At 58.6% G+C, this 22,348-nt stretch carries 18 protein-coding genes, 5 tRNA genes and 1 pseudogene; 20 read left to right on the forward strand and 4 right to left on the reverse strand.

The window, feature by feature from the left end:
- Positions 1-41: 41 nt before the first annotated feature.
- The 11 genes from lon (at position 42) to WG899_RS16635 (ending at position 10,371) form a co-directional block, all read left to right on the forward strand.
- Positions 42-2,450, forward strand: coding sequence for an endopeptidase La (lon, locus tag WG899_RS16585; protein WP_339596767.1), 2,409 nt, complete (start codon positions 42-44; stop codon positions 2,448-2,450).
- A gap of 134 nt (positions 2,451-2,584) precedes the next feature.
- A tRNA-Gly gene (locus WG899_RS16590) sits at positions 2,585-2,660 on the forward strand.
- A gap of 79 nt (positions 2,661-2,739) precedes the next feature.
- Positions 2,740-2,813 (forward strand) — tRNA-Cys (locus WG899_RS16595).
- Positions 2,814-2,823: 10 nt separating this feature from the next.
- Positions 2,824-2,899, forward strand: a tRNA-Gly gene (locus WG899_RS16600).
- A gap of 61 nt (positions 2,900-2,960) precedes the next feature.
- Positions 2,961-3,036, forward strand: a tRNA-Gly gene (locus WG899_RS16605).
- Positions 3,037-3,257: 221 nt separating this feature from the next.
- Positions 3,258-3,344 (forward strand) — tRNA-Leu (locus tag WG899_RS16610).
- A 16-nt stretch (positions 3,345-3,360) separates the two neighbouring features.
- Positions 3,361-4,788, forward strand: coding sequence for a site-specific integrase (locus WG899_RS16615; protein WP_339596768.1), 1,428 nt, complete (start codon positions 3,361-3,363; stop codon positions 4,786-4,788).
- Positions 4,789-4,935: 147 nt separating this feature from the next.
- On the forward strand, positions 4,936-6,774 hold the full coding sequence (locus WG899_RS16620) for a hypothetical protein (RefSeq protein WP_339596769.1): 1,839 nt from the start codon (positions 4,936-4,938) through the stop codon (positions 6,772-6,774).
- Between the two features lie 21 nt (positions 6,775-6,795).
- Positions 6,796-8,730: a hypothetical protein gene (locus WG899_RS16625; protein ID WP_339596770.1), complete on the forward strand. Its 1,935-nt coding sequence runs from the start codon at positions 6,796-6,798 to the stop codon at positions 8,728-8,730.
- Positions 8,727-9,104, forward strand: coding sequence for a hypothetical protein (locus WG899_RS16630; protein WP_339596771.1), 378 nt, complete (start codon positions 8,727-8,729; stop codon positions 9,102-9,104). The genes WG899_RS16625 and WG899_RS16630 overlap by 4 nt, the downstream gene beginning before the upstream one ends.
- An 83-nt stretch (positions 9,105-9,187) precedes the next feature.
- Positions 9,188-10,371 (forward strand): IS3 family transposase gene (locus WG899_RS16635; protein ID WP_339596772.1). Its coding sequence is split into 2 segments (ribosomal slippage): positions 9,188-9,458 and positions 9,458-10,371, totalling 1,185 coding nucleotides; the frame shifts between segments, so codons are not numbered across the junction.
- A 226-nt stretch (positions 10,372-10,597) separates the two neighbouring features.
- On the opposite strand, the gene WG899_RS16640 is transcribed toward WG899_RS16635, so the two are convergent.
- Complete coding sequence (locus tag WG899_RS16640) at positions 10,598-11,404, reverse strand: hypothetical protein (protein ID WP_339596773.1); 807 nt, start codon at positions 11,402-11,404, stop codon at positions 10,598-10,600.
- 101 nt (positions 11,405-11,505) lie between these two features.
- On the opposite strand from WG899_RS16640, the gene WG899_RS16645 reads away from it, so the two are divergent.
- Entirely contained in the window at positions 11,506-11,739 is a 234-nt protein-coding gene (locus tag WG899_RS16645) for a helix-turn-helix domain-containing protein (protein ID WP_263539822.1), read from the forward strand.
- A gap of 740 nt (positions 11,740-12,479) precedes the next feature.
- Here the strand turns inward: WG899_RS16645 and WG899_RS16650 are convergent.
- Entirely contained in the window at positions 12,480-12,632 is a 153-nt protein-coding gene (locus WG899_RS16650) for a hypothetical protein (RefSeq protein ID WP_339596774.1), read from the reverse strand.
- 107 nt (positions 12,633-12,739) lie between these two features.
- Here WG899_RS16650 and WG899_RS16655 point away from each other — a divergent pair, with 107 nt between their 5' ends.
- The 8 genes from WG899_RS16655 to WG899_RS16690 all read left to right on the forward strand — a co-directional run bounded on the left by WG899_RS16655 (position 12,740) and on the right by WG899_RS16690 (position 20,421).
- Complete coding sequence (locus WG899_RS16655; RefSeq protein WP_339596775.1) at positions 12,740-13,471, forward strand: hypothetical protein; 732 nt, start codon at positions 12,740-12,742, stop codon at positions 13,469-13,471.
- Positions 13,472-13,603: 132 nt separating this feature from the next.
- Complete coding sequence (locus WG899_RS16660; protein WP_339596776.1) at positions 13,604-13,978, forward strand: helix-turn-helix domain-containing protein; 375 nt, start codon at positions 13,604-13,606, stop codon at positions 13,976-13,978.
- Positions 13,979-14,031: 53 nt separating this feature from the next.
- Positions 14,032-14,571 carry an ImmA/IrrE family metallo-endopeptidase gene (locus WG899_RS16665; protein ID WP_339596777.1) on the forward strand — a complete coding sequence of 180 codons (540 nt, stop codon included), beginning with the start codon at positions 14,032-14,034 and terminating at the stop codon, positions 14,569-14,571.
- Between the two features lie 176 nt (positions 14,572-14,747).
- Positions 14,748-15,596, forward strand: a complete 849-nt coding sequence (locus WG899_RS16670; RefSeq protein WP_339596778.1) for an E2/UBC family protein — start codon at positions 14,748-14,750, stop codon at positions 15,594-15,596.
- Between the two features lie 12 nt (positions 15,597-15,608).
- Complete coding sequence (locus WG899_RS16675) at positions 15,609-16,985, forward strand: HesA/MoeB/ThiF family protein (RefSeq protein ID WP_339596779.1); 1,377 nt, start codon at positions 15,609-15,611, stop codon at positions 16,983-16,985.
- 913 nt (positions 16,986-17,898) lie between these two features.
- The gene (locus tag WG899_RS16680) at positions 17,899-19,467 is read left to right on the forward strand and encodes a methyl-accepting chemotaxis protein (protein WP_339596780.1); all 1,569 of its coding nucleotides are present in this window, start codon (positions 17,899-17,901) and stop codon (positions 19,465-19,467) included.
- A 42-nt stretch (positions 19,468-19,509) separates the two neighbouring features.
- Entirely contained in the window at positions 19,510-19,935 is a 426-nt protein-coding gene (locus tag WG899_RS16685; protein WP_339596781.1) for a bacteriohemerythrin, read from the forward strand.
- Between the two features lie 174 nt (positions 19,936-20,109).
- A complete protein-coding gene (locus WG899_RS16690; protein WP_339596834.1) occupies positions 20,110-20,421 on the forward strand; it encodes a type IV pili methyl-accepting chemotaxis transducer N-terminal domain-containing protein in 312 nt (103 codons plus the stop codon).
- Positions 20,422-20,576: 155 nt separating this feature from the next.
- Here the strand turns inward: WG899_RS16690 and WG899_RS16695 are convergent, their stop codons facing one another.
- Both WG899_RS16695 and tnpC read right to left on the reverse strand, forming a co-directional pair.
- Positions 20,577-20,741: a hypothetical protein gene (locus tag WG899_RS16695; protein ID WP_339596782.1), complete on the reverse strand. Its 165-nt coding sequence runs from the start codon at positions 20,739-20,741 to the stop codon at positions 20,577-20,579.
- 67 nt (positions 20,742-20,808) lie between these two features.
- Positions 20,809-22,300, reverse strand: a pseudogene (gene tnpC, locus WG899_RS16700) (IS66 family transposase).
- Positions 22,301-22,348 lie beyond the last annotated feature (48 nt).

The raw sequence follows: 22,348 nt of genomic DNA on the forward strand, positions 1-22,348 counted from the left end.
ACCTCTCAGGCCGCACCTGGGTCTGAGAAAGAGAGGTTTTCATGTCCGGTCATCCTGTTTTGCCCGCAGAGCTCATCACTTTGCCGCTGCTGCCGCTGCGTGATGTGGTTGTCTTTCCGCATATGGTGATCCCCTTGTTCGTGGGGCGTCCCAAGTCGATCAAGGCTTTGGAAGCCGCCATGGAAGCCGGGCGCCAGATCATGCTGGTCGCGCAAAAGGCCGCCGGCAAAGACGAGCCTAAGTCGGACGATATGTTTGAGGTGGGGTGCGTCTCCAGCATCCTGCAGATGCTCAAGCTGCCGGATGGCACCGTCAAGGTGCTGGTGGAGGGCTTGCAGCGCGCCACTACTCAAACCATCACCGACGGTGAAGAGCATTTTATTGCCGAGGTGATGCCGATTCCGCCTGAGGCCGACTTGAAGCCCGAGGTGGAGGCCCTGCGTCGCGCGGTGACTCAGCAGTTCGACCAATACGTCAAACTGAACAAGAAGATACCTCCTGAGATCCTGACCTCGATCGCAGGCATTGATGATGCCGGTCGTTTGGCAGACACCATCGCTGCGCATTTGCCGCTCAAGCTCGACGCGAAGCAGTCGGTCCTGAACCTGTCTGAAGTGGGCAAGCGCCTGGAGACTTTGCTGGACCTGTTGGAACATGAAGTCGACATTCTTCAGGTCGAAAAGCGCATCCGTGGCCGCGTCAAGCGCCAGATGGAAAAGAGTCAGCGCGAGTACTACCTGAACGAGCAGGTCAAGGCCATCCAGAAGGAATTGGGCGATGGCGAAGAGGGCGCAGACCTTGAAGAGCTGGACAAAAAGATCCAGGCTGCCCGCATGCCCAAAGAGGCCAAGAAAAAGGCCGATGGCGAGCTGAAGAAGCTCAAGCTGATGTCACCGATGTCGGCCGAAGCCACCGTGGTGCGCAACTACATCGAGACCTTGGTTAATCTGCCTTGGAGCAAGAAGACCAAGATCAAGCACGACCTGGTCAATGCCGAGGTGGTGCTGAATGAAGACCATTACGGTCTCGACAAGGTCAAGGATCGCATCCTCGAGTACCTCGCGGTGCAACAGCGCGTGGACAAGGTCAAGGCGCCGATTCTGTGTTTGGTCGGCCCTCCAGGCGTGGGCAAGACCTCGCTGGGTCAATCTGTGGCTCGCGCCACCGGTCGCAAGTTTGTTCGTATGGCCTTGGGTGGCGTGCGTGACGAAGCTGAGATTCGTGGCCATCGTCGCACTTACATCGGCTCGATGCCGGGCAAGGTGTTGCAGAGCCTATCCAAGGTGGGTACTCGCAACCCGCTGTTCCTGCTCGATGAGATCGATAAACTCGGCATGGACTTCCGTGGTGACCCATCGTCGGCGCTGCTGGAAGTGCTTGATCCAGAGCAGAACCACACCTTCGGTGACCACTATGTCGAAGTCGACTTCGACTTGTCGGATGTGATGTTCATTGCGACGTCTAACTCGATGAACATTCCGCCGGCCTTGTTGGACCGGATGGAAGTGATTCGCTTGTCGGGTTACACCGAGGACGAAAAGGTCAATATCGCTCAGCGCTATTTGCTGCCCAAGCAGTGCAAGAACAATGGCGTGAAGGACGAGGAGATGGAAGTCACCGAGTCCGGCATTCGCGGCATCATTCGCTACTACACGCGTGAAGCCGGCGTTCGCTCGCTCGAGCGTGAAGTGTCTAAGATCTGCCGCAAGGTGGTGAAGGGCTTGGCTCTCAAGACCTTCGAAGGCAAGGCCGTTGTCACCGAGGAAAATCTCAATGATTTCCTGGGCGTGCGTAAGTACGACTTTGGCCGTGCCGAAAAGAAGAATCAAGTCGGCCAGGTGGTCGGTTTGGCATGGACCGAGGTGGGCGGTGATCTGCTCACCATCGAGGCCACCGCCATGCCAGGTAAGGGCAATATCATCCGCACCGGCTCGCTCGGCGACGTGATGAAGGAGTCCGTCGAGGCTGCGCGTACCGTGGTGCGTTCGCGTGCTCGCCGCTTAGGCATCAAGGACGAACTGTTCGAGAAGCGCGATGTGCACGTTCACGTGCCCGATGGCGCTACGCCGAAGGACGGCCCGAGCGCGGGTGCGGCGATGACCACAGCCTTTGTGTCGGCATTGACTGGAATCCCGGTGCGCGCCGATGTGGCCATGACCGGTGAAATCACCCTGCGCGGTGAGGTCACGGCGATCGGCGGCCTGAAGGAAAAGCTGTTGGCAGCCCATCGCGGCGGCATCAAGACGGTGATGATCCCTGAGGAGAACGTCAAGGACTTGCAGGACATCCCTGAGAACGTCAAGAACCAGCTCGAAATCGTGCCGGTGCGCTGGATTGATCGAGTCCTGGAAGTTGCTCTCGAATCGATGCCCGTGCCGCTGCCTGACGATGAGCCGGCAGTTGCGGCGAAGCCAGAAGAAGCGGCAGCCAAGCCGGCGGCCACGCATTGAAGGCGGCCCGCTGAATTTTTAGGAAAAAACTTCGCAAACTATTGCAAAGCACTTCAAATTCAGCATACAATCATTGTCTTGCTTCAGCGGCAACAAGCTTTGAAAAGAGTTTGAAATCGGAGAAGTCAAGCAATGCGGGAATAGCTCAGTTGGTAGAGCGCAACCTTGCCAAGGTTGAGGTCGCGAGTTCGAGTCTCGTTTCCCGCTCCAAAATTTGAAAGGAAGCTCAGGCTTCCTTTTTTGTCAGAGTCTCACCAAAGACTCGGGCAAAGGTTAAGAAGATTCTTAAGGCGCGATAGCAAAGCGGTTATGCCCCGGATTGCAAATCCGGTTAGTCCAGTTCGACTCTGGATCGCGCCTCCAAGAAATCACTGCGGGAATAGCTCAGTTGGTAGAGCGCAACCTTGCCAAGGTTGAGGTCGCGAGTTCGAGTCTCGTTTCCCGCTCCAGAGAAATCTGGAAAACATACCAAGCATGGCGCTGAGGCCGAATGGTCTGGCGGCAAGCAATGCGGGAATAGCTCAGTTGGTAGAGCGCAACCTTGCCAAGGTTGAGGTCGCGAGTTCGAGTCTCGTTTCCCGCTCCAAATTAGAAGGGAAGCCCAAAGGCTTCCCTTTCTTGTTTGTGGTGTAGGGGCCTGAATGGCCCGCGGTTGCGGAGCGATAATCCCGCAACTTTGACCCGCAGCCCGGGTGGTGAAATTGGTAGACGCAGCGGACTTAAAATCCGCTACTGGCAGACTTGCTTAAATTTTATTGACTTAACAAATTCTGTTAATGTGGACACATCATCACTGATGTGCCCGCTGCCGGCGTGGCGAAATCGGTATACGCAAGGGACTTAAAATCCCTCCTCCTCACGGAGATGCGGGTTCAAGTCCCGCCGCCGGCACCACGGACACCGCCTATGCATGTCCGTTCCTAAGCCTACTGTCTACACCCTGCCCATCCTTCGGCGCAGCAAAGTCAGTGCCAAGCCTGGCCCTGGTTTCATCCCTGTTGACCACCACGTCCAGGGTCGGCACGTCAAGTACTGGCGTGAATTGGCGCCCGGTGAAAAAGAGCGGAAGTGGTCCGCCTTCCCCCAATTCCCACTCGTCCTAAGCGGAGACGGCTCCCCCTGGGGCCCAGCCTGCCTCTGGCTGCTTGACCGGGCACGCGCTCGTCCGCTGCATCTCTCTTCGTTGCCCTCCGTGGCTCAGGGACTTCGCGATTACCTGGGTTTCCTCGAAGACATGGGGCTTGCATGGGATGACTTTTCTTCGGTCGACAAGTACCTTCGTCCCACCTACCTCTACAAGACGCACCTTCAGGAATTGATCAATAAAGGTGAAACGAAAGCATCCACTGCAAGCCGAAAGATGAGCGCCGTCATCGGCATGTACCGCTTCTTGATGAGCGAAAGAAAGATGGGGTTTCAGCCAATGAACCCACCCTGGATCGACAAGGAGATCGGTCTTCACTACCGCGACAACAAGGGCTTCGGTCAGGTCCACACGGTCGCTTCCACCGACATCTCCATTCATGTTCCAACGCGTGATGACCCTTGGGACGCGACCATTGATGATGGCGGCAAGCTCCGTCCTCTGCCCTCTGAGGAGCAGCGTGCCTTGGTCGCAGCACTCAAAAAGTTGGGCAATCGGGACTTTGAACTGATGCACTACGTGGCCCTGTTCACCGGCGCCCGCGAGCAGACGGTATTGACACTGCGATGGGGACACTTCAAAGCTCCACCGTCCAGCATCACGCAGTGGCCCTTCAAGCTTCCTTGTGGACCTGGGACAGGCATCGATACCAAGAGGGACGTGCCCAATGTCTTTCTGGTAATTCCTGAGTTTCTCTACTGGTGGCTTCATCAATATGCCTGCTCAGAACGTGCTCGTTCACGTCGAGACAAGTCCCAGTTGGGTCAACACCCGGTGAACTACCTGTTCTTGAGCAACCAGGGCGGGCCGTACTACGAGTCCAAGGACGATCGGAACGCCATGCGAGGTGCGGATGAGGTCCTGCGCCGTTCCTCGCCCACGGGACAGAACCTTCGCTCCTTCATCACCGACCGAGTCATCCCCGAGGTTCGCAAGACCATCCCTGGCTTCAAGTACCGGTTCCATGACCTCCGCGCCACGTTCGGTGTGAACTGGGTCCTTCACTGCGTCGGCAAAGAAGACGCCAAACAAAAGTACATGTTGGCCCGCGAGCAGTTGAGGCGGCTCATGTGGCACAAGCATCCGACCACCACGGATCGCTACTTGGAGTACCACGAGCACATGCACCATCTGGAAAAGGCGAAAGCGGATTGGGACCGTGTGTTGCTGGCCTTGGTCCAGTCGGCGACTTAGTTGCCGACCTCAATTTGCTAACTTCTCGTAGTCGATCAAAAACGTAACCAGCGCATGAAACCTACTGACCCCTCTACGAGACCTGATGAATCCGGACTGACGGCAAAACTTGTGAAGTTCGACCCTTCGCGCCATGGTGGAGAGGTGATGCAAGACAAGCCGGTAGGAAACGAGTTCCCGCGGGGGGAGGCTGCGAGTTCGTGGATCTCAGCAAACCGAAACTACACCAAGCGCCTGCCAGAGCTGGTCTACCCCTTCGAGCGCCTGCCCGATGTCTATGTGCCTGAGTCCACGGTTCTTAAGATCGATACTGACAAGCGATGCCATGCCTTCCTATGGTGCTACTTGGACAGAAGGCAGAAAGGAAACTCAGCGGCCTTCAACCCCGCCTTGCTCTCACAGGCCAGAGTCGATGCGCTGCCCAAGGTCATTGATCGCCTCGCCAAACAATTCCGCTTCGAGGGCACACGAATTGTGACGATCCATACCAACCTCCGGCGCTTGGCGGCCTTGCTGACCTGGGCCGACCGAGCCGAACATCAGGGCCGGTATGAGACGGTTCTGAGCGATGACAAGCTCGCCCTTGAAGCGCTCAAGGGCTACCACCGGCACCTCAGGCACCGGCTTCAAGCCCACCAGATTGGTCACAAGACAGCGGCGGCACTTGACCAAGTGGCCATCAAACTGATGTCGGAGATCCACGACCGCGTTTACTTGAATGAGATTGAGCCTCTGCAAGAGGTCAAAGGCAACGGCACAAAACCTCCCCCAGATGCCCTGGTAGGGGCCTTCATGTCTACCCTTCAGGCGGTGTTCGACTCGGTGGTGGCCATGGACTTGGGCACTGAACAACAGGAGGCGACAGTGCAGAACCAGGGATTGAGGTTTTTGCGCACATCCGCCACCGACGACAGCTGCCAAGTTGCTGTCCCTGCAGCCTATGGTTCGACCCACCTCATGGAACTGGCCTGCTTGGGCTTCGCCGCGCTTTGCATTGGCGACTCTGGTGCGAACTTGGCCCAGATTCAAGCCTTCGAGGAGCCCGAGGATCTTGACGGTCAGCTCGATGATCCTGACCGAGTCAGCTTGACGAAGCGCGAGTTCAAGTTCCGCGCGGGCGGCAAGCCCGTGTCAGTTCATTTGAGCAGCACGACATTCACTCGGCTGCGCAGCTACCTAGGCCTGCGCCAGGCCCTGCTGGCACGCCTAGGCTGCCCTGACCTCGCCAACCTGTTTGTTCAAGGGCAGTTCGAGGGTGGCCGGGCGCTCGCCGTCGTCAGTCTGCGCGGCTTGCATGGTCAATTCCTGTACATATTGAGGAGTCGCTTTGCTGCTTACGGCATTGAGCTTCCAAAGCTTACGCTGCGTCAACTGCGTGCCTACAAGCAGCAGTACTTGGTCCGTCACCATGACCTCAAGGTGGCCGCGGACATGATGGGGCACTCCGTCCAGACTGCCGTCCGAGCCTATTCGAACGCTCAGGAGGATGTTCGCCGTTCTGACTTAAGTGGTTTCTTGTCATCCTTGACCGACCGGGTCTTGTCCGCCGCCAACCCCCGTCCGAACCTTCAGATCGTTCAGATCCCAGCCGGCGAATGCAGCGGGCACCTCCATCCCGAACCCATGCAAGCCAACCCCTTGGTGGAGCCCGACTGCAAGAAGACCGAGGGTTGCTTCTTCTGCAACAAGTTCCTCGTCCACGCTCATGAAGCTGACGCCCTCAAGCTGATGTCTTGCCGGCATGTCCTCTCTCGCCTGCTGCACCTGCAAGGTGACTCCCTCACTGCAGACCGTATTTACGGCGCGGTGACCGACCGCATCGATGCCTTGCTGGCCGAGATCCAGCGCATGGCTCCGCAGGCGCATGCCGCTGCGTTGGTACAAGTGCAGCGGGGCGAACTGTCTAGGTATTGGTCCACCAAGCTCCAGCAACTCCATCTCTTGGACGTTCTGGCTCCCACCCCCTCGTCCCAGAACCTGTCCTGAAAGCGCCCTATGGAACTCCCAATGAATCGCTCTGACAAGCTGCTATCGGAGCCCGGCCGGGCGAGGAATAGCCCAGGGCCCCATGCGTTCTTCAATGCGGATCTGGTCGTCACCCGCGACGCCGAAGGCAACCCGTGCTCGCGCTACGGCGACCCCCGCTGGAACCTCAGTGCACAGAGCACCGACGGCGTGACGGGGTGCTCAATAGGCTTCTTCGAACTCGATCCGACGCTGGTGGTGACTGAGGCATCCGGCGACCTTGCTCTTGTGATCCGGGAGCAGCACAAAGCCCTGATCTGGCTCTATATGGACGCGGGACGCCTCCGAGCGCCTGCAACCTGCGTGCGAGCCTGCTTGGCCTTGGGCCAATGGTGCACTAAAGCCCATGCGCTGGGCCTCACGCTCTTCGATCTGCTAACAGACCCTCGCTTGGTGGCTGAGCATGTGGTGGACTTGAACCAAACCTATGCCAATTCAAGCAGTGCCTTGATCCAAACCTTGTGGCGCAACAAAGCCACCTTGGGGGTCGAGGCGCACATTCGCTTGGCCGAACTCAAGGCCGCGATTGCGCTCGATCGGTCGGATCGAGACCGCGACGAACGGCAAACGCCCCTAATCCCCTCGCGCATCTATTGCGCCATGCTCGGCCAGTGGCTTGCCAGGCTCGACCTCATCGAAGGCGAGTTGGACGTCTTGCTCGATGCCTACCGACAAAGCATGGCCGCGTCCCGCGCGGCGCCTGAGGACGGGAGTCTCATGCAGCGATCGTACTTCCGCGCACAAGTTCTGCAAGTTGTCGTTGAGCGCATGAAGCTCCTCGGCTACGAGCCAACTTCAATGGGCGCCCTTGATAATTTCATTGCCGGCCGACTTAACACCCACCAGTCCCAACTCATGCACGTGGTCATCGCCTTCACCGGAATGCGGGTGGGAGAGGCCAAAATCTTGCCCTTGCGCAATGCCATCGAACCAATCGAGGACGGTGCTAGACAAGTCCACTGGGTGAACGGCTACACCCACAAGCTGAACAAAGGGGTTAAGAAGCCCACCTCTTGGGTCACAAGCCCCGATGGGGCTCGGGCTATCCGCTTGGCCCAGCGCATTGCTGGCGTCATCCTGGAAGAAGTGTCCACAGGCGATCCGGCCACCGATACCAAGGCGCTCCTGTTCCCCTCGACCGAGAACCCCTATCGAGCCAAAAACAACTTAACCCTCTATGAGCACCAATCCCGCCTCGTTGAGCGCGACCAGATCTTGGTCACGCAAGAGGACATCGAAGAGTTGGATCGTCTGGAACTCCAGCGCGGTTGGGATCGTGAGGGCATCGTCGTAGGCCAAACCTGGCCCTTGGCCTTCCACCAACTGCGGCGCAGCCTGTCAGTCTATGCCCACCGCAGCGGCATGGTGAGTCTGCCTGCCTTGAAGGCCCAACTGCAGCACATCACCGATGAGATGCGCCGGTACTATTCGGACGGCTACTCAAAGGCTGTGAACCTGGTGTTCGATCCCGATCACTTCAGCCACGAGTGGAATGCCGCCAAAGAAGAAAGCAGCTACTTTGGTTATGTCATGGGTATGCTGTTCTCCGACGAGTCCTTGCTAGGACGAGGAGCCGAGCTCATGGTTCAGACCGTGACCAGCCGCACCCCGCAAGAGACGCTGAAGCTCTTCCGTGATGGCACCTTGGCCTACAAAGAAACGGTGCTGGGAGGTTGCGTCGCCACCGGAGAGTGCAAGACACCACCGCTGGAGCCCATCCCCTTCGACTGCCTAGAGAGCAACTGCATCAACATCGTTGCTCACGCCAGGCGGCTGGACCGAATCATTGACTCTCAGGAATCGGTGGTCTCCAGCCTGCAGTCAACGCAAGAGGGCAGTGTCGAACACCGACTGGAAGTCAATCACCTCAAGATCTTGCTTCAAGCCCGCCAAAAGCTGAAGGAGAAAGCAGCATGAGCGCCAAAGTCCAGGTGGACAAGTACTACGCCGCCCTTGAGCGGTTGGTGGCTCGCGGGGACCCAATCAACAACGACACCGTTGCGATTGAGGCGGGCAGCGGGCGGGGCAGCATCAAAAAGTCACGGCCAGCCTACGCAGAGTTGATCGCTGCCATCGACGCCGCTGCAAAGTCGCAGTCAGAGGCCAAGCTTGCCGCTGACCCGGTGCCTGGGCTAAGGCAGGACGTTGAGTCCCTGACCCGTCGGCTCGACCAAGCCCTGGAGCGCGAGTTGTGCCTTCTTGAGGAGGTGTATGACCTGCGCGAGAAGAATCGCCAGCTTGAGGAAAACATCCGACTGTTGAAGATGGGCAGGTTGGTGGAGGTCCGCTGACCCAGTACGGCACTCGATCTCGGGCTGTGCTGGTCTAATTTCCCCGGACACCTCGATAGGTGGAATCCACCTGGACGGGAGCCATGAGTAAGAGAGAACGAAGGACATTCACTGCCGAGTTCAAGCTGCAAGTCGTGCAGATGATTCGCGAGCAGGGCTTGAGCGTGGGTGATGTTTGTCGCGACATGAAGCTCGGCGAGACGGCCGTGCGGCGATGGCTGACGCAGGCCGATGAAGAGGCTGCAGGCCGCCCCGGCATCGGCAAACCGCTGACCGCCGAGCAGCAACGCATCCGCCAGCTTGAGGCCGAGAACAAGCAATTGCGCGGTGACGTCGATATCCTAAAAAAAGCATCGGCCTTCTTTGCCAGCGAGCTTCGATGAGCTACCAGTTCGTCGAGCAGTTGCGCAAGAAGGCCGTCACCGTCGAGCGGCTCTGCCGCGTGCTGGGCGTCAGTCGTTCGGGCTACTACGGTGCCCGTCAGCGCACCAAGCGCGCGCCCAAGGCCTGTTTGGTCAGCACGCAGTTGAAGGCTGAGTTCGCAGCCAGCGGCCGCGTCTATGGCAGCCGTCGCCTTGGCGCGGTGCTGCGCGCTCAGGGGCTGCGCATCGGGCGCCACCGAGTTCGACGTTTGATGCGCGAGAACCGGCTGCGGGCCCTGTGGCGGCGCAAGTTCGTTCACACCACTGACAGCGGGCATGCGCTGCCGGTCTCAGACAACGTGCTGGCGCGGCGCTTCAACCCGAGCGGCCCCAACCAGGCCTGGGTGAGCGACATCACCTACATCCGCACGCGCAGCGGCTGGCTGTACCTGGCGGTGGTGCTGGACCTGTACGCACGCAAGGTCGTGGGCTGGGCGATGGCGCCGACCATGCACGCCGAACTGGTGTGTGCGGCGCTGCAACTGGCCATCGCGCAGCGCCAACCTGCGCCAGGGCTGATTGTTCATTCCGACAGGGGCAGCCAGTACGCAAGCGCCCTTCATCAGGCGCTGCTGGCCCGTCACGGCCTGGTCGGAAGCATGAGCCGCAAAGGCAATTGCTGGGACAACGCGGTGATGGAGCGATTCTTCCTGAGCCTCAAGACGGAGCGCGTTTGGCAGCGCGACTACGCCAACCACGCCGAGGCCATGACGGACATCGCCGACTACATCGTTGGCTTCTACAACAGCGTGCGACTGCATTCCAAACTGGGCAACTTGCCACCCAATGCCTTCGAGCAGCAATCGGCAATCAAACAACCTATCGCTGTGTCCGAAAAAACTTGACCAGCACAGGCTGGCTGTTGCCGGTACGCGGGAGCGTCCGGATCGTGGTTTGCCGATGTTGCTTCAAGACGTTCACCTCGTAAATCTCCCCCTCATGATCAAGGGTGAGGGAAGTTACGTCCTGCTCGTCAGAGCAGAGGCGCCTGACTTATCGAATTCACTGGTTCAATTTGCCCTGGACAAGTGGAGCAGTTACCTGACCATGGGTGGGGCGGGCTGCTATCCACTATTGGAATAGATCCTTCTCCACATGCGCCACATATCGGTTTGTATAAAAAAGATCGGGCTCATGCCGGACGGGGCGAATGATCAGGCGAAAATCTGGTGATGCTGGCATTTTTGCATTAAAGGTAACCAGCCCGATCCCGAACATTTGACACAAAGACTCAAGGCGAGCCAGTTCATCAGGCGAGACGTCCTGTGGAATGACCAAATAACTCTTGTGGCTAAAAAGCTTATACGCGCAAGCTTGGCCGAAGCCGATCACCAAGCCGGTGGCATCCACTTTTATTTCGGCAGAAACAATGCTCGTCGGGCCTTTGATCACGTCACTCCTGCGGCTTTCAGATTTTCCGATCACATCTGGCGTACCCCATCTGTCCCTGAAGGCATTACCCCCAAGACTGATCGCGTGCGTAACCTCCTCCAGCTCATTTTTGAGCCAATGCGCAAAGAGCGGATAGAAAACATCCTCCCTGATTCTCTGTTGAGATTGGGTTGGTGATTCAAAATGAGGCGTCACAGCTTCGAGGTCTATGAACGCAAGGTGTCTGAAAACACCCTTGATGGGCTTGTAAACTTTTTCTGGATGGACAACATCCAAGTTCCAGATTGAAGAGTTCACCGTGCTGTGCTTCAAGTCCGGCGCAATCTGGCAGATGTTCCGATGCAACTCTGAGTAGCGCAGTCCTTGGGGATTGGTGAGCAAAATATCGAAAGCCAAGCCACGAATACGAGTACCAATGGGCTGCCTGGATTTGACTCGTTCGGTTGGATTTCTTGCTGTAGATGTTGTTATTGAGCTTTCGACCATAGAGGCTTCATGGCAGCCATCAAAATGGCCAGAAGTGTAAACGCAAATGCTACTCAAAGTCTGTAGACTCAAAGTATTCACACCAAGCAAGCTCCTCGCCCATGGATCGGCGAGGACACCCACATCAATCGGCACGGGAACGCTTGGCACTTCGCCTGCGCGCCGAGCGTGCTCAACGGGGGCTCTCCCAAGAAGAACTGGCCGACCTGGCCGGGGTCCACCGCACCTACCTGGGTTCAGTTGAGCGGCAAGAGCGCAACATCAGCATAGACAACATCGAACAACTGGCCGCCGCTTTGGACTTGGACATCGCTGAGCTGCTGAAGCCGCTGTGACGGCCGGTGGTTTTCCAGATCAAGACCAAATCAGTAGCGCGGCCTGGCCCGCCTGGTGAGCCCGGAGCAGATGACACCCGCGAATCTGTATGTCGCGATGACGCGCGGCGCCCGCCGTCTTGTCATTTGGTCTGCGAGCCAAACGCTCACGCCTGCTAGGAGCTGATCCAGCTGCAGGCAATCAGGTCGACGCGAGTGGGCGGCAGCTTTGCAGCGTTTGCAGTCATACGCTGCCGGTAAACGGCTTCACGATGCGCTGCACAAAGCAGTCATCGGCAAACTTAGCAACTCAGCGGATTGAATGTCCGGTGTCGAAGTCGTTGCAGTCATACAGCCGTACGGGCGACAGATCGACCGGTCAAGCCTGTTGAATGACTGCTGCTTGATGCACTGAACTCGCGCTAGCGACCCTGAAGAGACATCCACTGTCCTGATCCCGCCGTAACAAAGCTGCCGGTCGGGCCCAAACCTAGTCACCCGTTGGAGGCACCTCGCCACATCGGCGGGCAGCGCTCAAGGCGATGAAGCGCGGAGCACGGCTAGCTAGCAGGCCTTCGCGTACGCCAGCTTGCGGCAGGGAGGGCAGTTTCGCTGCAGATCGCGGCCAAAGGCCTGACCTTGGCCTTGCGAGCCTGATTTACCAAGGTTGGCTAGTGGCACCCACTGAGAAGACTTGATCCTAGTCTCGCTTCGTGGATGCGCCGTCCCGGCCTACGGAGATGATTTTGCTGAGCCAGAAATCAGCCACCACTCTTCGGGACGGCGGCCCCTTTGGCAATACCCAGGAGCACCGAGAGCACGCTGAGCACGGCGAGTACGCTGAGCACCGTGAGCACCACGGTTTTCTGGAAAGTGGCGTGATTGCTGGCCTTGCAGGCGATCGGTGTCGGCATCTTCGACAACTCAGAATGTGAGTTGTAATGTTCTCGCGAAATACACGGCGCGGCTTGCGTGCCGGAGGGCAAGTGACTACCGGATTATTGAAGCGTAAGTATTTGATTTGAAAGGAATTTCTGTCAAAGTTTATCCATCGGCGAGTCACAACGACACGTCAACAGACTTCGAACAGCAGGAAATCATCATGCCGACAATCACCAAGGCTACGGCGCCAACTCCACGTGCCAAGAGGGCAGCGGTCGCGCTGACCGCAGCGCCCACGCCGATCAAGCGGATCGCCCCTGTTCTCACAGAACGCGCAGCAAAGAAACGCCTCTCCAAGGCGCAGAAGGCGACGCTCGCCATGCGCAAGCAGCTTTGGCCGCATATCACCGACGAACACTTATGGCTTCGGGCGGACCGTGATGGGTTTACGACCATTCCGAGGACGATGCCCCTGTTCATGGAGCTGATAGCCGATGCCTCCAAACGCGTGACCACCGGCAAGTCGGTTCCAGCAGGAAAGGCGTACCTGGTCTTGTGGTGCCGCGTGTTCGACGAGGGAATGGTGAAGATCGAGGTCGAAGCTGCTGCGGCCACGGAGGCAGGCTACGTCGGCGAGCGCAATGTAACAACCTGGCGCGAGCACCTGCGCGTGCTCAAAGACTTGGGCTTCATCGACTTCGCGCCCGGTCTAGCCGGCCCCTGCCAGTTCGTGCTGCTGCTGAACCCGTATCACGCCACTAAGGCGCTGCTTGATAAGGGGTGGGTCCAGCAGGCCCGCTACACCGCGCTCTACCAGCGCGCGCAGGAAATCAGGGCGACGGACTTGGACGAGGATGACGATGGCCTGTGAGGCAAACGGCCAAACGCCGCCGCGAAGAGTTTACTTTTTAGGGAAGTCGTGTACACTCCGGTGAAATAGTTCGCCAAATAGGGCGAACGCACCACGGCCGGATTGCCGGCACACACGAAGGAGCACTCGCACATGAAACTCACCCCGTTCGGAGAAACAGTCCGCTTGCTGAGGATGCGTCACGACGTCTCAATGAAGTCCATGGCTGAGGCAATGGGCATAAGTTCGTCGTACCTCAGCGGCATCGAATATGGCGAGAAGACCCTCGCCGACAAGTACGTGGACGCGGCCCTCCAGTTTTTCCGGGGCGTCGCGTCCGATGCGGATCTGCAGAGCCTGCGGCAAGCGGCGGAGCGGTCCAAGGAAGTTGTCAATGTGGCAGACCTGCAGCCAGATGCCCGCAGCCTCGTTGCCGCGTTCGCGCGACGCCTGCAGTCAGGGTCGCAGCCGAGCAAGGAGATCAACGACTGGTTGGACTCGAAATATCCAGAGGGCAAACGCAAATGATCCTCGGTAACGAAAGCCAATCCCGGACCCCTTCCGGGTACAAGGTGGCGCCCATGAGCTACGCCAAGCTCGAGGATGTGGCCGTGCGATTGCGGTCGCTCCTGCCGACTGTCCAGGGGTCGGGCGGGTTCCGCATTGACGCTTGGCGAACGCTCGAGATCACGCTGCGGAAGGCGGGCTATGAATACCGGTCGGAAGAAACCGGCAGCCTTGAAGACTGTGCCGCGTTCACCATTCCAGAGAGGCGCCTGATCGTTCTGCGAGAGGATGTCTATGACGGTGTGACCGAGGAGAAGGTCTTTTCGCGCAGCACGGTCGTCCACGAGTTGTCCCACATCGTGTTGGAGCACGCAGTAACTCTGCAGCGCGGGCCAGTCGGCCAGCACAAGTTCTGCGAGGACAGCGAATGGCAGGCCAAGGCGCTTACCGCGGCAATCATGATGCCGGTCGAGGCCTGTAGTTCCGTCGCATCGGCGTCTGACCTTGCACAACTGTGCGGAACCAGCGTCCAGGCCGCAACGTACCGCCTCGACCGTCTGGTCAAAGACGGCGTCATCCCACCCAAAGCGTCCGGCTTCGGACTCTTCGACTGAAGGAGTACAGCTATGAGCCCATAAAGAAAAAGGCAAGCACGAATGCTTGCCTTGGGGTCGACATGTTGCCACGCCGGTGTGAGAGCCAAAAGTGTGCGGCACTTGGCCCCAAGCGTCAAGCGAAATCCTTGGCATCCATAAGGGTGCCGGTATGAACTCGCGCTATAGGAAACCCTATGCACACCGTTATTCATGTGGCGGGAAACCGCTTTGATACCTCGCGTGGCCTCGTTGCCGGAGCCGCAATCTACAACCTGGCCGATGTCGATTCGGCACGGCAGCACCTGCTGCTGGAACTGGCAGACGACCGCGACATCCCGTTGCGCGTCGACGACCAGATCATCATCAATGGACGCGAACGCTTCTCCATCGGTGAAGGTCCCTGCCCCGCAGACGACAACCCGTGCCTGCGCAAGCCACTCTCGCCGGTGGTCAACGAGCAAGAGTTGGCTCCCGACAAACTCCTGCATCAAGCAAAACTGACGTTCGAGCAGCTTGCTGCGCTGGACCCCGACTTCGAGTCCGGGGACGGTGTGTTCGTCGAGCTGAAGGATGTCCCGGATGCGCAGATCACGCCGGGCATGAGGGTTCTTGTGCAGGAAGACGATCGCTTCTACACCAGCCCTTGCGGCAATGTCGGCTTCGACACAAAGCTCGAAGCCGACCTCGACCTGCTGCGCGAACGCTGCGGCACGGTCGAGCGCATTGACGACGGCACTCGGTCGCTCGTCATTGTCAGGGCTTTGGAGCTGCCGTCGCACTGGAACCGCACCGTCACGGACATTCTGTTCCACGCGCCTCAGGGGTACCCGCTTGCGGCGATGGACATGTTCTGGGTGACGCCGGGACTGGCGCTTGCTGACGGGCGCTCGCCGCAAAACGCCGACCAGATTGAGATGTATGCGGGAGAAACCTGGCAGCGCTTCTCTTGGCACTACCCGCCGGGTCACCGGTGGAACCCGGCCACTGACGGGCTGTTGTCCCACTTGCGGTTCGCGCGCATGCGCCTGGGCCAGGCAAACTAAGCGGAGGCGATGATGAACTACGTGCTTCGTATGCGCGCTGACCATCATCGCCGCCTCGCAGCCTTGCTGCGGGCGGCAATGCCAGCCGAAAGTGTCGCGTTTCTTACCTGCCGTCGGGTGCAGGCACGAGACGCAGTGATTTACCTTGTCGACGAAATCGTCGATGTTGATCGTGCCGACTATGCCGCCCAAGGCGAGGACATCGCATCGGTGACGCCGCTAGCCATGGCACGCGTTGCACAAAGGGCAAGAGAAGCAAACCGGGTGATCGTGATGGCGCACTTGCACCCTATGACCGAAGCGGGTGTCGGGTTCTCTCAAGCAGATCACATGGGCAACCGGCGGTCCTTCGCCTTCTTCCACCGGCGAGCATCACAAGCCGAACATCTCGCGCTCGTGTGGAATGCCGGTGTTAACGAATGCGTTGGTTTGGTCTACCCGAGGCAAGGTGCGGCGGTTGAGCTAGGCTCTGTCGTAGTCGTTGACGACGTTCATTGGCGTGAGTTTGTCCCGAGTCGGCTTCTGGACGAACGCCGTTTTGCACGCCAGGCGCTGCTTCTAGGCGCCCAAGGTCAGCGCATGGTCAGCGCGGTTTCGTGCGCTGTTATTGGACTCGGCGGGACCGGCAGCCTCGCGTCACTGGCGCTCGTCCATCATGGTGTGCGGCGGCTCACCTTGGTTGACGATGAACTGCTGGACGACACCAATCTTCCGCGCATCCCCTTCGCCGTGCCGGCAGATGCGCAAAGACGACCTAAGGTCCATATTGCGCGCGACTATGTGCTCGCTCACGCGCCGGACGCGAAGGTCGATGCCCTGCTGCAACATGTCGAGCACGATGAAGCGCTGGCCTATCTCATTGGCTGCGATGTCATCGTCGTTTGCACAGACAACACAACCTCTCGCGCCTACCTAAATCAGCTTTGCCAACAGTACATGATCCCGCTGCTGGACCTGGGTGTTCAGTTCTCGGTGGCCGCTACAGGGGCCGTTGCAAACGAGATCGGTAGGATCAATCTCGTGCGGCCGGGAACGCCGTGCCTATGGTGCAGCGCGCACATCAGCCCTGACAGACTCGCGGCCGAGTCGGTGCCACGCGATGAGCGTGAACGCAACGGCAGCTATCTGCGGGGCTTCGACGACCCACAGCCATCCATGCTTGCCTTCAACATGGAAGTGGTGGGTCGAGGCATCCAGGTGCTGATCGGATATCTCACTGGCCTATTTGCACAGCCACGTGACTCCTACGAGCAACGCAGCTTTTTGAAGCCAAAGGGTGGCGCGATGTCGCGCCAGATTTTGAAGACCCACAGGCCGGCTTGTCCCATCTGTGAGGTTTTCGGCCGCGGCGCAGACGCAGCAATGTCAATCCGACGGCGAGCTGCCTGAACCAGCCGTTGCTCGCGAAGGCAGGTCGCCAGCGCTCGCGACCTGCCGATCCATTCAACGACAGGAGTTTTGGGCAGTGCGCCGAGCACCTCTGTGCCATTGTTTCGCCAGGCCAGATGTAAGCGGGCGACGGTCTTCACACCGTTGGTAACTAATGAGCCAAGTGAGCATCCCCCACGGCCGCGGATTTCGCTCGGATGCACAAGCTGGGCGGCGGCGCCGCGCACAGTCCTATGGGCGCCCGGCGGCTCGTCCGAGCCCTTTGCTCCACAGCGCGGGGCAACCGCAAAGGGGACTTTCGGGAGCGACCGCAAATGGCCGGCAGTGTGAATTCAACGATATGCCAGAAAGCAGAACTAGGCAGGTAACCACCCGCCCGCCGAGTGACAGCTTTGTTGCGTGCTTAGAAGCTGGTCGACCGCACAAAGTCCCTCTTGTGCACGGCACAGAGCTGTTAGGCAGCTCTGTGCCCGTTGCGGGTATTCATTCCGACTCATTGAATTCGCGCGTTCAACCCAAATGCGGTCTTTGGCAACCCCACGCTCACAACTTGTGAGCAGTCTTTCAACGCTGACCGTTTTAAGCAGATAGCCTTTCAAGCTGGGCGCTACTGTCGCCGTTTCTTCTTCAACTTCTGCGTTGTGCTGGGTTGCTTAGTCTATTTGAGCCAATGCCTCACCGATCTGGCTGACCCCCAGGTTTTGTTCGTTGCTGCCGGCACTGATCCCCCCATGACGCAAGGAATGCGGCCATATTGATGCAGGACAACCGCAAGTCGAGTGAGGATGGGATAGTTGTCGCGGGTGTTAGCGGTAGCTCTAAAGATCTAACCCCAACTAGGTTGAACCCCGTAGCCTTGAATTGCTGCACAACGGAACCGCCCTATCAGGCGGCCCAACCAAGGGAATCTGCAATGCGTTCTTTCACGAACCTTAAAATCGGCTTCCGCTTGGCCATTGGCTTTGGTGTACTGCTCTTGATGATGGTCGCTATAGCGGGAGTGAGCCTGCTGCGCTTCGCCGAAGTCAACACAGTCAACAGTCGCATCATTGAAAAGGACTGGGTTAAGTCAGAGGCAGCCAATGTCATCAATGCAACGACACGAGCGAATGCGCGCAATACGATGGAGTTGCTGATTGCCAGTGACCCTGCCCAGACTGCGAAGATCAAGCAGTCCATTGATGTCAACAAGAAAACCATCAGCGCTGCACTCGAAACCTTAACGCAGCTTGTCTATTTGCCCGAGGGCAAGGCTTTGCTGGCGACGCTGGTCGAGCAGCGCAAGTGGTACGAGACATCATTTTCCAAAGTTGCAAAGCAAATTGAAGATGGGCAAAGAGAGGCTGCCATCGCGACCATGAACAGCGAAACTCTGCCGGCATTGGACGCAATGCAACAGCCCATCGTTGCACTTACCGAGTTGCAAAAGAAAATTGTAGTTAACAGTAGCACCGAGGTCCGCGATCGAATCGACTCGGCCACTGTTCTGCTGAGCATGCTGTGTTTCTCTGGTTTAGTGGTGGGGGTTGGCTTTGCTTGGTTCACCACGCGCTCCATTACACAACCAATTCAGGAAGCGGTGCATATTGCGCGCACAGTGGCGTCCGGAGATCTCACGACCGAAGTACAGGTCTATTCAAAGGATGAATGCGGTCAGTTGCTGCAGTCCCTGCAGGATATGAACGACAGCCTGATCAATATTGTGAACCAGGTGCGCAGCGGTACGGAATCGATGGCTACCGCCACCTACGAAATTGCAGGCGGCAATATGGACCTTTCGTCTCGCACCGAAGAACAGGCCAGCGCACTGGAGCAAACTGCAGCGTCTATGCATGAACTGGCCTCTACGGTCAAACAGAACTTTGAATCAGGAAAGCACGCCAACCAACTGGCGGAATCTGCAGCCCAGGTAGCTGCAAGGGGTGGAACGGTTGTAGGGCAGGTGGTCCACACGATGGAGGCCATCAACGTCTCTTCTAAAAAGATTGCCGATATCATCGGTGTGATAGACAGCATCGCGTTCCAAACCAATATTCTGGCGCTCAACGCGGCGGTTGAGGCTGCACGAGCGGGCGAGCAGGGGCGCGGTTTTGCCGTGGTCGCGGCCGAAGTGCGCTCTTTGGCTGGCCGCTCTGCTGAGGCGGCGAAAGAGATAAAAATCCTTATCACCACATCGGTAGGCAATGTCAGTGAAGGTTGCAAGCTTGTCGAGCAAGCTGGTAGCACCATGGATGAAATTGTTGTTCACGTCAGGCGTGTGGCGGACCTGATGGGCGAAGTCACCAGCGCCAGTCAGGACCAAACATTGGGTATTGAACAAGTTAACCAGGCCATTGGCCAAATGGACACCGTCACACAACAAAATGCTGCGTTGGTGGAAGAGGCTGCCGCTGCGGCGCAGTCTCTGGATCATCAGGCCAAAACGCTGGTGCAGGCGGTCAGCGTGTTCAGACTCGGACAGCGCGCTGCGATAGGTCGGTAGCACGTTTCTCCGTCTCTACCAATCGTTTGAAGGGAGACTGGAATGGCTTATTTTGAGTGGGCCGATGACATGGTCATTGATGAGGGGCCGATCGACGACGACCACATGAAGTTGGTCAATTTGGTAAATGAGTTGCACACGGCAACCAGCGAGGGGCGTGGACAAGAGGTGGTTGAGAAATTGATGAATGAACTGATCACCTATACCAAAGAGCATCTACAACGCGAAGAGCAGATCATGGAGGCACTGCGCTTTCCAAACCTAGAACGGCACAAAGTTGGTCATGCGAAATTTGCCGACCAGCTGCGTGTACTTCGCGCAAAATATGAATCTGGCAGTATCACTGTCGCTTCGCAGTTGTCTGCGGTCTTGCGGGACTGGTTGTCGCTACATATTCGGCGGTCCGACAAGGAGATCAAGGTCTTTCTCCAAAAAAAGACCAAGCGATCTGGCGTTATGCCTCCTTAGGGGCAGGCGTTGACAACCGACACCACTGAAGATCCGGGGCCATAACCCGCTCCGTTGTCACATCTTCCGCGTACCAGTCTGCGAACGCTGCTGCTAGTCATCGTGGGAGGGTTCGCTATCTCCACGGTCTCATTGATATGGGTTGTATCGCGTGAGTTCAATGCCTTGGCGGAGGTGACCCGGCAAGTCGAGGCGGCTGGGCGGCTGCGCATGCTTTCGCAGCACGTGGCGCTACTTGCGCACCGTGCAAGCCGGGATGGGTCAGTGGAACTCAAGCAGTTTGAAAATGCTGTGCGCGAGTTTGATGTAAAGCTTGCAGAGCTGCGCGCGGTGGAGGATGCGGACTTAGATACGGCTCATATTTTCGCGCTGGACCGGGTAGAAATGCAGTGGCAAAGACTGAATTCGATGCCGCCGCTGGCGATGTCGGTTAGCTGCCGGTCGCGAGCGACCGCTTGTGACAAGTCGCTTAGATACGTTGATTAATTGGCAATGCCCGCTTTGGGCGAGTTGCCACGCAGTCAGTGCCCTCGAAATGTCCGGGCCTGCTCCAGACCGACAGTTCAAACAGGCGCCGCAACACTGACGTTCGGTTCGCCGACCGTTTTGGTCAACGTCGCCTTACGGGCGATGATGCGGCCTCACGGTCCCGGCCAGTTCTTGTCATTCGGATGCGCAGAGTGGGCGCCAGCACGGTGCCCGCTGCCGACGCTCATGGCCGCCGTGATGTCCAGCTCGGCGCATCGCCCCGCCGGGTCACCGCGATCACCCGCGATATGCGCCAGCAGCAGATGGGCGTCGGTCATCAGCAAACCATCGGTATGCGTCCAGGCAAGTCATCTTGACGGGCCGCCCAGCAGGTGGGCGCCCGAATTACTTGGGCTGAATCCAGCGATGCGGCAGCAGCTCCGCGACTCGACTGGCCGGCTGTGTTGGCAACCTGGTCAGCACGTCCTTCAGGTATGCCCACGGCTCCACACCATTGAGCTTTGCTGACTGGATCAAACTCATCACGGCCGCCGCTCTCTTCCCCGCTCGCAGGCTGCCGGCGAAGAGCCAGTTCGAGCGCCCAAGCGCCACTGGCCGGATTCGGTTCTCGACCCAATTGTTGTCAATGGGCAGCATGGCGTCATCAAGGTAACGCGTTAGCGCCACCCAGCGTTTGAGGCTGTAGTCGATGGCCTTGGCTGTGGCTGAACCGTCGGGCACTTTCTGCCGGTGCAGCGCAAGCCAGCGGTGCAAGGCATCGACGACCGGGTTGGCTTGGGCTTGTCGGGTCTGCAAACGCTGTTCGGGCGATGCGGCCCGCACTTCACGCTCAATCTCATACAGCTGGCCGAAGTGGCTCAGCGCCTGCTCGGCGATCTCGCTGCGGTGGTTGGCCCAGAGCTCATAGAACTTGCGCCTTGCGTGGGCCATGCAACCCACCTCCGTCACACCCTTGGCGAGCAGGGCCTTGTAGCCCGAGTAGTTGTCACATACCAGCGCACCGCGCCATGCCTTCTCGCCAGGGTGCCCCAGGAACTCCATCGCGTGCGTGCCGGCCCGGCTCTCGGCGAAGTCGTAGACGACGATGCGACTGTCTTCGAATTGGCCCGTGCAGTAGCTCCACAGATAGGCCCGGTGCGTTTTGCCGGCACCGGGATCAAGCATGGCCACCGGCGTTTCATCCGCATGCAGCACCTCGTGGCTGAGCATCTCGGCCTTGAGCGCGTCCACCAGCGGCTGCAACTGCACACCGCATGCGCCGACCCAGGCTGCCAAGGTCGAGCGCGGCAGTGTCACGCCGCTGCGGGCATAGATGCCTTCTTGCCTGTACAGCGGCTGATGGTCAGCGTATTTGGCGACCAGCACCTGCGCGAGTAGGCCGGCGGTCGGAATGCCTTTGTCGATCACATGCGCTTCGACCGGCGCTTGCACCAGCCGCTCGCACTGGGCGCAGGCCCACTTGCCGCGGATGTGACGCTCGACCGTGAACACGCCAGGGGCGTAGTCCAGCTTCTCGGCGACGTCCTCGCCGATGCGTTTCATCTGGCAGCCGCAAGTGCAGCGGGTGCTGTCGGGTTCGTGGCGGAACTCGCGGCGCGGCAGCTCTGCCGGCAGGTGTTGTGGGCTTGCTGGCGAGCTGTTGCAGCTCGCTTTGCACCGCCTCCAAGTCTTCATCGACCGCGTCTTCGAGCAAGCTGCGTTGGTCGCCCTGGAACACCTCGCTGCTGGCGGCGAACTTCATTCGCTTGAGCACCGCGTTCTCGTGGGTGAGCTTGTCGATGGTGGCCTGCTTGTAGCGCAATTCGCTCAGCAGTCGCGCCGTCAACTCGCGCAACTGCGCGGGTGTCAGGGTGTCAAGCTGGGTTTCGTGGATCACGGGAATGGATGTTGCCCGCTTCGATGGCCCCAGGCATCGGCATTTACA

The organism is Paucibacter hankyongi (assembly GCF_037482915.1).
In the GTDB taxonomy this organism is placed as follows: domain Bacteria; phylum Pseudomonadota; class Gammaproteobacteria; order Burkholderiales; family Burkholderiaceae_C; genus Paucibacter_A; species Paucibacter_A hankyongi.